Source organism: Kineococcus vitellinus (assembly GCF_009906315.1).
GTDB lineage: Bacteria > Actinomycetota > Actinomycetes > Actinomycetales > Kineococcaceae > Kineococcus > Kineococcus vitellinus.
This window is the reverse complement of sequence record NZ_JAAALL010000144.1, coordinates 1-11,020: the sequence shown is the minus strand read 5'-3', so window position 1 is coordinate 11,020 and position 11,020 is coordinate 1. Positions and strand designations below refer to the sequence as shown.

At 73.3% G+C, this 11,020-nt stretch carries 9 protein-coding genes; 2 read left to right on the top strand and 7 right to left on the bottom strand.

Going from position 1 to position 11,020, the window contains the following annotated elements:
- A partial coding sequence (locus GTQ99_RS13475; protein ID WP_205707435.1) for a phosphatidylinositol-specific phospholipase C/glycerophosphodiester phosphodiesterase family protein occupies nt 1-885 on the top strand: 885 nt, incomplete at its 5' end.
- A gap of 3 nt (nt 886-888) precedes the next feature.
- Here the strand turns inward: GTQ99_RS13475 and GTQ99_RS26935 are convergent.
- The 7 genes from GTQ99_RS26935 to GTQ99_RS13440 form a co-directional block, all read right to left on the bottom strand.
- Entirely contained in the window at nt 889-3,180 is a 2,292-nt protein-coding gene (locus tag GTQ99_RS26935) for an EAL domain-containing protein (RefSeq protein WP_166616248.1), read from the bottom strand.
- 116 nt (nt 3,181-3,296) lie between these two features.
- A complete protein-coding gene (locus GTQ99_RS13465; RefSeq protein ID WP_166616247.1) occupies nt 3,297-4,400 on the bottom strand; it encodes an ABC transporter ATP-binding protein in 1,104 nt (367 codons plus the stop codon).
- A complete protein-coding gene (locus GTQ99_RS13460; protein ID WP_166616246.1) occupies nt 4,397-5,527 on the bottom strand; it encodes an ABC transporter ATP-binding protein in 1,131 nt (376 codons plus the stop codon). Before GTQ99_RS13460 ends, GTQ99_RS13465 begins: the two co-directional genes overlap by 4 nt.
- Nucleotides 5,527-6,399 carry a carbohydrate ABC transporter permease gene (locus GTQ99_RS13455; RefSeq protein ID WP_338074977.1) on the bottom strand — a complete coding sequence of 291 codons (873 nt, stop codon included), beginning with the start codon at nt 6,397-6,399 and terminating at the stop codon, nt 5,527-5,529. Before GTQ99_RS13455 ends, GTQ99_RS13460 begins: the two co-directional genes overlap by 1 nt.
- A gap of 1 nt (nt 6,400) precedes the next feature.
- Complete coding sequence (locus tag GTQ99_RS13450; protein WP_338074976.1) at nt 6,401-7,357, bottom strand: carbohydrate ABC transporter permease; 957 nt, start codon at nt 7,355-7,357, stop codon at nt 6,401-6,403.
- 22 nt (nt 7,358-7,379) lie between these two features.
- Complete coding sequence (locus GTQ99_RS13445; RefSeq protein WP_166616245.1) at nt 7,380-8,789, bottom strand: extracellular solute-binding protein; 1,410 nt, start codon at nt 8,787-8,789, stop codon at nt 7,380-7,382.
- Nucleotides 8,790-8,825: 36 nt separating this feature from the next.
- Nucleotides 8,826-9,899 carry a zinc-binding dehydrogenase gene (locus GTQ99_RS13440; RefSeq protein WP_166616244.1) on the bottom strand — a complete coding sequence of 358 codons (1,074 nt, stop codon included), beginning with the start codon at nt 9,897-9,899 and terminating at the stop codon, nt 8,826-8,828.
- 142 nt (nt 9,900-10,041) lie between these two features.
- On the opposite strand from GTQ99_RS13440, the gene GTQ99_RS13435 reads away from it, so the two are divergent.
- Nucleotides 10,042-10,992, top strand: a complete 951-nt coding sequence (locus GTQ99_RS13435; protein WP_338074975.1) for a sugar-binding transcriptional regulator — start codon at nt 10,042-10,044, stop codon at nt 10,990-10,992.
- The last annotated feature ends 28 nt before the right edge of the window (nt 10,993-11,020 follow it).

Here is an 11,020-nt window from a genome sequence, read left to right as displayed (position 1 = left end):
GTCCTGGCCGCCCTCGGCGGCGCCCTGCTGCTGCCGCTGGCGCTCGCGCCCGCGGCCTCCGCCGGCACCGCCGTCGAGAGCGTCCTGCCCCCGGACGTCGTCGTCGCCGACCAGCCGCTCGCCCAGGCCCACGCCCACAACGACTACGAGCACGAGCGCCCGCTGCTCGACGCCGTCGAGCACGGCTTCACCAGCGTGGAGGCCGACGTCCACCTCGTCGACGGGCAGCTGCTCGTGGCCCACGACCCCGAGGACCTGGACCCCGCCCGCACGCTGGAGGCGCTGTACCTGGAACCGCTGGAGGACCTCGCCGAGGCCGGCGGCGGCAGCGTGTACGGCGACGGGCGGCCGGTGCAGCTGCTCATCGACGTCAAGGGCGACGCCGTCGCCACCTGGCTCGCCGTCGAGGACGCCCTGTCCCAGCACCCGAGCACCGTGACGTCCTTCACCATGACCGACGTCGGCTACGACGCCACCCCGCGCGCGGTGACCGCCGTCGTCTCCGGCAACCGCCCCGTCGACCTCATGGCGCGCGACCACCTGCGCTGGTCGGCCTACGACGGCCGCTCCGGCGACCTCGCCAACGGCTCCGACCCCGACTTCATGCCGCTGGTCAGCGACAACTGGGCGAACCTGTTCACCTGGGCCGGCGAGGGCCCGATGCCCGAGGACGAGCGCGCGAAGCTGCACCGGTTCGTCGACGCCGCGCACCTGGCCGGTCGCCAGGTGCGCTTCTGGAACACCCCCGACGTGGCCGGCCCCGCCCGCGACGCCGTGTGGGCCGAGCTCGTCGCGGCGCGGGTGGACCGGATCAACACCGACGACCTCGCCGGCCTGCAGGCGTTCCTGCTCGCCCAGGAGGCCCAGCAGGCCCCGCAGGGCTGAGCGTCAGCGCGCCGCGGCCGGGCGCTCGTCCCGCGCCGCGGCGCAGCGCGCGCTGAACCAGGCGGTGAAGACGTCCGCCGGCTGCGGGCGGGCGACGTGGTAGCCCTGCGCCGCGTCGCAGCCGGCCGCCCGCAGCTGGGTGAGCACCTCCTCGCTCTCCACGCCCTCGGCGGTGATGCGCAGCCCGAGGGCGTGCGCAAGGGCGGTCGTCGAGCGCACGATGGCGGCCGAGCGCTCGTCGCCGGCGCTGCGCACGACGAACGAGCGGTCCAGCTTGAGGTCGTCGACCGGCAGGTCCTGCAGGTACGACAGGGACGAGTAGCCGGTGCCGTAGTCGTCCACCGCGATCCGCACGCCCAGCGCCCGCAGCGCGCGCAGCACCTGGTGGGCGCGCACCGGGTCCGCCACCAGCACCGTCTCGGTGATCTCCAGCTCCAGCGCCCGCGCCGGCAGCCCCGCCGCGGCGAGCAGCTCCTGCACCCGGGTGGGCAGCTGCGCGTCCAGCAGGTCCGAGGCCGACAGGTTCACCGCGACGGACAGCTCGTGCCCCGCCCGCCACCAGTCCGCGGCCTGGCGCAGCGCCAGCCGCAGCACCGCCCGGGTCAGCGGGCGCATGAGGCCGCTGTGCTCGGCCAGCGCCAGGAACGCGTCGGGCGTGAGCAGGCCGCGGTCGGGGTGCTGCCAGCGCACGAGCGCCTCCACGCCCGTCACGGCACCGCTGCGCAGGTCCAGCTTCGGCTGGTAGTGCAGCACCAGCTCGTCGCGGCCCAGCCCGCGGCGCAGGTCCGCGACCGTCGTCAGCCGGTCGCGGCCGCCGGGGTCCAGCGGGCCGGAGCTCAGCTGCCAGCCCGAGCGCGCCGCCTTCGCCCGGTACATGGCCACGTCGGCGTGCTGGAGCAGGCCCCCCACCGAGCGCGCGTGCTGCGGGCACAGCGCGATCCCGATGCTGACGTCCACGTGCAGGCTGATCCCCTCCAGCTCGCACGGCTCCCCCGTGGCCCGCAGCAGCAGCCGCGCCGCGTCCACCGCCGCCTCCTCGTCCGCCCCGGGCAGCAGCACGCCGAACTCGTCGCCGCCCAGGCGGGCCAGCAGCCCCCGCCCGCCGAGGGCCTCCTGCAGCCGCAGCCCCAGCCGGCGCAGCAGCTCGTCGCCCACCCGGTGCCCCAGCGTGTCGTTGACCTCCTTGAAGCGGTCGAGGTCGAGCAGCAGGACGGCCCCGCCGCCGCTGCGGCCGGCCTCCACCTCGCGCACCCCGTCCCGCACGGCCGCCAGGAAGCGGCGCCGGTTCGGCAGCCCCGTCAGGTCGTCGGTGACGGCCAGCCGGCGGGTGTCGACCAGCTCGGTGACCTCGCGGAAGGTGGCGACGGTGCGCGCGAGCACCGCGAGCACCGAGGCGGCCGCCAGCAGCTCGGCCACCGCGGGCGGGCGGTGCCCGACGACGTGTGCCAGCAGCACCAGCAGGGACGTGGAGGTGACGACGGCCGGCACGAGCAGCAGCGAGACGCCCACCCGCGGCTCGCCGCCGGCGCGGCGCACCCGCCAGGCCGCCACGGCCACCAGCAGCGCGCTCAGCGGCCACAGCGCGTCCAGCAGCGTGCCCTCGGCGTAGCGCCCCCGCGCCGCCAGGAGCAGGTAGGTCAGGTCGGCGCCGCTGCCGACGAGGAAGGCCGCCGCCAGGGTCCCCGCGGCGCTGCGCAGCGGCCAGCCCAGCAGGGCCAGCCCGGCCGCGGTGAGGCTCAGCAGCAGCAGCGCACCCGCCGGGTAGGCCAGGGCGGTCAGCTGCGCGGCGGGCGGGCCGCCGACCCCGGCCGTGGCCGGGCCGGCCGCCCAGGCGGCGAGCGCGGCCACCCCCAGCGCGGCCACGAGCGCGTCCAGCACGGTGCTGCGGCGGAAGCGCCGGTCGCCGCCGAGCAGCAGCGCCAGCACGCCCGCGGCCTGCAGCGGGTACGCCGCCAGCCACAGCACGTCGACCGCCGACGGCGAGGGCGGCGGCTGGCCCGCGCGCTCGGCGAGCAGGGAGACGACGTTGCCGGCGCTCGTGGAGAGCAGGCCGGCGCCCAGCAGCGCCCATCCGGCGCGTCCCGCGGGGCGCGCCACCGCGCGGGCCAGGACCAGCAGCCCGGCGCCCAGCACCAGGCCGTCGTAGCCCCACTCGTCCCACCACGCGCGCGAGAGCAGCCCGCGGTCGAGCACCAGCGCCGCCGCGAGCAGCACGACGCCGGCGCCGAGGGCGAGCAGGCAGGCGCGCACGGCGGCGGGCGCCGTCGCCTCGGCGGGGTCCGTCGCACGACTCACCCCGCTCTCATCGGCAGCTCGCGACCTCTAGAACACCCCCGCGCGTGCCGATGCCTCCTCGACGGGAGCCGGCGGCCGCGACCGGGTGGCCGCGGTCGCCCGGTCGCCGCCCGACCTCAGCGCAGCCGCGCTCCCCCCTCGGGCTCGAACAGGTACACGCGCTGCGGCGGCGCGGCCAGCCGCACCGCGTCCCCGCGCCGCCACCGCACGTCGGCGGGGGTCTGGACGACCAGGGAGGCGTCCAGGCCCTCCACGCGCACCGTAGCCAGGCCGAACTCCAGCAGGTCCTCGTAGACGACGACCTCGCCGGGCACCGACGGCTCCTCGCCGACGGCGACCCGCGCGTCCTGCGGGCGCACCCCGACCGTGACGGCGGTGCCGGCCGGGGCCCGCGAGGCGGTGGCCAGCGCGCCGTCGCGCCCCACGCGCACGACGCCGGTGCGCTCGACGACGCCCTCGGCGAGGTTGATCTTCGGTTCCCCGACGAAGTCGGCGACGAAGCGGTTGGCGGGGTCGTCGAAGATCTCGTCGGCGGTGCCGAACTGCTGGATGATCCCCGCGTCCATCACCGCCAGCCGGTCGGCCAGGCTCAGCGCCTCCAGCTGGTCGTGGGTGACGACGATCGTCGTGTAGCCGAACTCGCGCTGCAGGACCTTCAGCTCGCGGCGCACCCGCTGGCGCTGCGCGGCGTCCAGGTGGGAGAGGGGTTCGTCGAGCAGCAGCACGGGCGGGTTGCGCACCAGCGCCCGCGCCAGGGCCACGCGCTGCTTCTGCCCGCTGGACAGCCCCGCCGGGCGCAGGCCGAGCAGGTCGGTCATCTCCAGCCGCTCGGCGATCGCCCGCACCCGGGTGTCGGCGTCCTTGACCCCGCGCGCCCGCAGGCCGTAGGTGAGGTTGCCCCGCACGTCCAGCGGCGGGTAGAGCGCGTAGCTCTCGAACCCCACGCCGACGTCGCGCTTGCCGGGGGGCAGGTCGGGGATCGAGCGGTCCCCGATGCGGATGTCGCCGGAGGTCACCGTCTCCAGCCCGGCGATCATCCGCAGCGTCGTCGTCTTGCCGCAGCCGGAGGGGCCCAGCAGCGCGACGAGCTCCCCGGGCTCGATGTGCAGGTCGATGCCCTTGACCGCGTGGAACGGCTCGCGCCCGCGGGACTCGTAGCGCTTGTGCAGCGACTCCAGCACCAGGCTCTTGGCGGTCGTCCCCAGGGTGGTGGTGCTCATCGCGCGGCTCCTCCGAGGCGGACGGTCTCCTCGCCGGCGGGGCCGGCGGCGAAGACGTGGACGTTGGTCAGCGGCAGGTGCAGGTCCACCAGCTCGCCCTCGCGGGCACCGGCGTCGGAGTCGGCGACGACGATGACGTCCTCGCCGCCGTCCTGCCCGCCCACCCGCACGCTGAACTCCATGAGGCGGCCCAGCCGCTCGGCGAGGACCACCCGGCCGCGCAGGTGCAGGGCGTCGGCGCCGCCGGGGGCGCCCAGGGCGAGGTCGCGCGGGCGGACCCCGACCCGGGCCCGGCCGCCGGGCAGCTCCAGGTGCGCCGGGGCGGGCAGCTCCAGCGCCCCGCCGGCCCCGCGCAGCCGGTCCCCGGACGCCTCGACCTCGAAGAGGTTGATCTCCGGCTGCCCGAGCGCCTTGGCCACGAACGTGTCGACGGGCTCGCGCCAGATCTGCTCGGGGGTGCCGACCTGCACGACGCGCCCGGAGCGCAGCACGGCGATGCGGTCGCCGAGGGCCAGGGCCTCCTGGTAGTCGTGCGTCACGTACAGCGAGGTGGTCCGCGACATCTCGCCGAGCTGCTTGAGCTCGGCGCGCATGGCCGCGCGCAGCTTGGCGTCCAGGTGGCTCAGCGGCTCGTCGAGCAGGTAGACGTCCGCGGGGCGCACGAGCACCCGCCCCAGCGCGACGCGCTGGCGCTGGCCGTTGGACAGCTCCCGCGGGAACCGCTTGAGCAGGTGGTCGATGCCGAGCGTGGTCGTCACGGCCTCGATCCGCTGGCGCTGCTGCTCGGCGCTGTAGCGGCCCGTGCGCCCCGAGCGCAGCGGGGAGGCGAGGTTGTCGAACACCGTCTTCTGCGGGTAGAGCGCGTAGCTCTCGAACGCCATGGCGACGTTGCGGTGGTAGGGCTCGACGCCCTCCATGGAGGTGCCGTCGATCCGCACGTCACCGGCCTCGACCTCCACCAGGCCCGCGACGCTCTTGAGCAGCGTCGTCTTGCCGGCCCCCGAGGGGCCGAGGACGACGAAGAACTCCCCGTCCTCGATCGACAGGTCGACGTCCTCGAGCGCGCGGACGGCCGAGGAACCGCTGCCGTAGGTCTTGGACACGTGGTCGATGCTCACGCTGGCCATCAGGCCTTCACCGCCCCGAACGACAGGCCCCGCACGAGGTAGCGCTGGATCGTGAGCGCGAGGACGAGCGGAGGCAGCGCGCCGAGCAGGGCAGCGGCCGCCGTGAGGTTGTAGTACGCCTGCCCGCCGCCGCCGAGGTACTTGGTGACCGCGACGGTGACCGTCGTGGCCGCGGAGTCGGTGAGGATGAGCGGGAAGAGGTAGTTGTTCCAGGCGAAGATGAACGCCAGCAGGGCCGCGGCGGCGATGCCGGGGCGCACCAGCGGCAGCGCCACGGTGAGGAAGGCGCGCCGGCGGGTGTAGCCGTCCAGCAGCGCGGCCTGCTCCAGCTCGGGCGAGAGGTCCTGGAAGTAGGAGCGCAGGATCCACACCACCAGCGGCATCGTCACCAGCTGCAGGACCCACACCATGCCCAGCTTGGTGTCGAAGACGCCGAGCGTGTTGTAGATGACGAACAGCGGGACGATGACCATGAGCTCCGGGGCGAAGCGGAAGGACAGCATCTGGAACATGAGGTCCTCGGACCCCTTGAACTTCCAGCGCCCCGCCGCGTACGCCGCCGGGATGCCGACCACCAGGGACACCAGGACGGCACCCGCGCAGTTGAGGACGCTGGTGAGCATGGCCTGGCCGAAGTCGACGCTGGTGAGGTCCTGGCCGCGCTGGGACAGGACGGTCCCGAAGTTGGCCGTCGTGGGGCTGAAGCGGAAGTACGTCGAGGTCTGGTCGGCGTCGTTCTTCAGCGCCAGCAGGACCATCCACACCAGCGGGAAGAGGGAGAAGACGAACCACGCGAGGATCGCCAGGTCGGCCACCACCGAGGCGGGGGTGACCCGCTTCTGGCCCGGTGTCAGCTCTCGTGCCAGTGCCACCTCAGGCCCCCGCTCCCGCAGCACGCCGCTGCGCCTTGCCGAGCACGCTCACCAGGTAGCGCGCGGTGATGAACACGATGATCCACAGCAGGAACATGTAGGTGCTGCCGCGCGAGTAGTTGAGGTTCGTGATCGAGTCCTCGAACGCGCCGATCTGCAGCGTGGTGGTCGTGACGCCCGGGCCGCCGGCGGTGAGCACGAAGACGGCGTCGAAGACCTTCAGGCAGTCCATGAAGCGGAAGATGACGGCCACCAGGATGTAGGGCCACATCATCGGCAGCATGAGCCGGCGGAACATGTAGAACCAGCTCGCGCCGTCGACGTCGGAGGCCTCGAAGGGCTCCTTGGGCAGCGAGCGGATGCCGGCCAGGACGAGGATCGCCACGAAGGGGGTGTAGATCCACACGTCGACGAGGATCGTCGACCACAGCGCGCGGTCCTTGCTCAGCCAGTCGAAGGTCGACCCGAGGCCGAAGACGTGGTTGAGGACGCCGAACTGCGGGTTGAACATGAGCTTCCAGATGACGCCCGCGATGACCGGGGCGATCATCAGCGGCAGGATGAGCAGCCGCTCGAAGGTCTTGCCGATGAGGGTCGAGCGGTTGAGCAGCAGGGCGATCGCGACCCCGAGCACCGTCTCGATCCCCGTGGCGGCCACCGCGTACAGCAGCGTCACGCCCGCGCTGCGCCAGAAGAGCGCGTCCCCGAGGACGCTGGCGTAGTTCTCGAACCCGACGAACGAGGGGTTCGGGTTGGTCGCCGCGTAGTTCAGGACCGTGTAGTACACGCCGTAGAAGAACGCGTACAGGATCCCGATGATGAGCGCGACGGCGGGCACCGACAGCAGGTAGGGGCGCAGCTTGCGGCGCCAGGCCGGCACGCGCGGGACGCCCGCGCCACCGGCCCGCCCCGGTGAGGACTGCTGCGGGGGCGTGCGCCCCCCGACGGTGGTCGCCACGGTCTCCTCCTCCTCCCTGCCGTCAGGCGTTGATCTTGGACGTGTTGGACTCGGCGAGCTCGTCGAGGCGGGACTTCGCGTCGGCGCCGGAGTAGATGTCCTGCAGCGCCACCGCCCAGTCCTCGGTGGTCTCGAAGAACTTCGTCTGCGGGGTGAACTGGATCTTCGTGGAGTCGATGACCTTCTCGAAGGTCTCCAGGTAGCCGGGGAACTCGCCCAGCGTCTGCTTGAAGGCGCCGTCGAAGACGGAGGCGCGGGTGGGGTCGGCGAAGGTCGACGAGGTGGCCTTGGTCATGGCCTCCTTGCCCGTCGCCCACTGCATGAACAGCCAGGCGGCCTGCTTCTTCTTCGAGGCGGCGTTCATGGCCAGCGACCACGTCCACAGGTTGGTGGCGTAGCTGCCGTCCGGGCCGGCCGGGCCGGGGTACCAGGCGAGGTTGCCGGCCTGGGCGCTGGCGCCGGCCTTCTGCTTGGGGTAGGTGGCGCTGTCGGCGTCGTAGACCATCATCGCGTTGCCGTTGCCGAGGTCGCCGGTGCACTGGGGGTAGTCGTAGGTCGTCCACGAGGTCGGGCCGGCGTTCCGGGCCAGGTCGACCCACTTCTTCGTGAAGTCGACGGCGACGTCGGAGTTCATCGCCGCGGTGTAGGTGGTCCCGTCGGCGGTGTAGTCCTTGCCGCCCTCGCGGGTGAACTGCGTCATGAAGCCCGGGTGGATGGTGGCCCAGGACTTCGAGCCGCGGAAGGCGACGCCGTAGCGGTTCTGCGAGCGGTCGGTGAGGTCGACGGCGAGCTGGATGAAGTCGTCGAAGGTCTCCGGCAGCGCGATGCCGCGGCTGTCGAACTCCCGCTTGTTGTAGGCGACGACGTTGGTCTCGAAGCCCCACGGGATCGCCCACTGCCCGCCGGTGCCCAGCGCGCTGCCCTTCTCGAAGTCCCAGCGCGTGGAGGTGCGCAGTCCCTCGTAGATGTCCTCGAAGTCGTACTCGTCGTTGGTGGCCGAGGAGTTCTCGATCCAGGGCGTGAGGTCCTCCATCCAGCCGGGGGGGCCGTACTGCCAGATGAAGTAGGCGCCCGTCATGAAGACGTCGTGCGCGCCCGTCTTGCCGGCGAGCTCGGTGTTCAGCTTGGTGAAGTAGTCGGCCTCGGCGACGAGGTCGGCCTGCACCTGGATGCCGGTGAGGTCGGTGAACTCCTTCAGCAGCGGCTGGAACGCCTGCTGGTAGGGGTGCGGGGTCTGCAGGATCTTGATGCTCTCGCCGGAGAGCTTCTTCCAGTCGAAGGAGCCGGTGACCTGCGCGGCGCCGTTCTCGACACCGGCGCCGGCGTCGCCGCCGGTGCCCACACCGCACCCGGTGAGCATCGGGACGGCGGCGGCACCGCCCATCGCGGCGAGCAGGGAACGGCGGGTCAGCTTGCTGCTGGGGGGGTTCATGCTGCGCTCCGTTGCGTTGCGTGGACGACTGGTGGGTCAGGGGATGAGGGACACCTTGACGGAGTTGGCGGAGTCCGCGACGAGGTCGAGGCCCTTCTGGAACTCCTCCAGCGGCAGCTGGTGCGAGCAGATCTCGTCCATCGGCAGCCGGCCGGAGGCGATCATGCGCAGCGCCGCGGGCCAGGTGTTCTGCCCCAGGTGGGCGCCGAGGACGTTGAGCTCCTTGTCGTCGCTGATGATGGACCAGTCGACGGTGACCGGGTCCTTGAAGACGCTGTACTCCACGAACGTGCCCAGCTTGCGCAGCAGGTTCAGGCCCTGCGGCACGGCGGCGGGGTGGCCGGTGCCCTCGATGTAGACGTCGGCGCCGTAGCCGCCGGTGAGGTCCTTGACCGCCTGCACGACGTCGACCTCGGTGATGTTCATCGTGATGTCCGCGCCGCACTTGCGGGCCAGCTCCAGCTTCTGCGGGAGCGCGTCGAGGGCGATGATCCGCTCGGGGAACTTCGCGGCCGCGCCGGCGATCATGCCCAGGCCGATGGGGCCGCAGCCGGCGACGACGACGGTGTCGCCGAAGCGGATGTCCGCGCGCTCGACCGCGTGCAGCGAGCAGGAGAGGGGTTCGGCGTAGGCGACGTGCGCGGGCGGCAGGTCGCCGGGCGCCTTGTGCACCAGGGCCTCGGCGGGCAGCAGGACGTACTCGGCCATCGCGCCGGGGGTGCGCCGCTTGAAGCCGAACATGTCGTGCGGCTGGCACATGTGGTAGTCGCCGCGGGCGCAGTAGCGGCACTTCCAGCACGGGACGATCTGCTCGGCCACCACCCGGTCGCCCTCGACGACGCCCCAGCGCGCCGACGCCTCGGCGTCGATCGCGACGACGCGGCCGGTGAACTCGTGGCCCGGGCTGGTCATGGTCTCCGCCCAGGCGGGGCGGTTCTCGTCGCCCCAGAACTTCGCGGCGCCGTGGTAGCACTTGAGGTCGCTGGCGCAGATGCCCACCGCCTCGACCTTCAGCAGCGCCTGGCCGGGCCCGGCGACGGGCACCGGGACCTCCTCCAGCCGGTAGTCCTCGGGACCGTGCACCACGACGGCCTTCATCGTGCTCGCCATGACTGCTCCTTCGCAGTGTCGTCGTTCGGTGACCGGAACGCTAGGGGCGTGCCGCACACTTGTCCAGCACACTTGTGCAACGGTTCGGCCACCACCGCGGGGCACGGGTCGCTACCGTGAGGCGGACCAGGAGGGAGACCACGTGCCGAACGGGAACGGGCGGTTCCCGCTGGCGCTGGCGCACACCGCCGCGACGCTCTACTACCTGCAGGACGCCACGCAGGCCGAGATCGCGGACCGGCTGGGGACGTCGCGCGCCACGGTGAGCCGCTTGCTGCGCGAGGCCCGCGACCGCGGGCTCGTGCGCATCGAGGTGCTGCCGCTGCCGCAGGAGGACCCCGGGGACCTGGCCGACCGGCTGGCCGGCGCGCTGGGGCTGCAGCAGGTCCGCCTCTCCGCGCCGACCTCGCCCGCGCACGTGCCGGAGGCCGTCTCCCCCGTGCTCGCCGAGGTGCTGACCTCCCTGGAGCTGGCGGCCGGCGACGTCCTGCTCGTCTCCTCCGGGCGCACCGTCTACGAGATCGCCCAGCGCGAGCTGCCGCCGCTGCCGGGGGTGGTCGTCGTCCCCATGGTCGGCGGCCAGGACGAGCCGCAGGCCTGGTACCAGACCAACGAGATCACCCGGCGCATCGCCGAGGGGATCGGCGGGGTGCCGCGCTTCCTCTACGCCCCCGCCTTCCCCGGCCGCCAGCTGCGCCGCAGCCTCGTCGCCGACCCGGAGTTCAAGCGGTTCACCGCGCTGTGGGAGACCGCGCGCGCCGCCGTCATGGGGGTGGGCGCCCCGCCGCTGCAGCGCGAGTCCATCCCCGGGTTCGTCCCCACCGGGGAGGCGCCGCTGCGCGACGCGGTCGGGGACGTGGCCTCCCGCTTCTACGACGCGCAGGGGCGGGAGGTCTCCTACGAGGGGGCCGACCGCCTCATCGCCGTCCCGCTGGAGGTGCTGCGCGCCGTGCCGCACCGCATCGCCGTCGCCTACGGCACCGCCAAGGTCCCCAGCGTCCTCGCCGGCGCCCGCGGCGGCTGCTTCACCCACCTCGTCACCGACCCCGCGACGGCCTCCCGGCTGCTCGCGGCCCTGGAGGAAACCGCGTGAGCACCCCCGACGCCACTCCCCCCACCGC

Coding starts and splice junctions, on each gene's coding strand:
- GTQ99_RS13465 (WP_166616247.1), bottom strand. CDS start 4,400: ATGAGCACCACCACCCTGGGGACGACCGCCAAGAGCCTGGTGCTGGAG.
- GTQ99_RS13460 (WP_166616246.1), bottom strand. CDS start 5,527: ATGGCCAGCGTGAGCATCGACCACGTGTCCAAGACCTACGGCAGCGGT.
- GTQ99_RS13445 (WP_166616245.1), bottom strand. CDS start 8,789: ATGAACCCCCCCAGCAGCAAGCTGACCCGCCGTTCCCTGCTCGCCGCG.
- GTQ99_RS13440 (WP_166616244.1), bottom strand. CDS start 9,899: ATGGCGAGCACGATGAAGGCCGTCGTGGTGCACGGTCCCGAGGACTAC.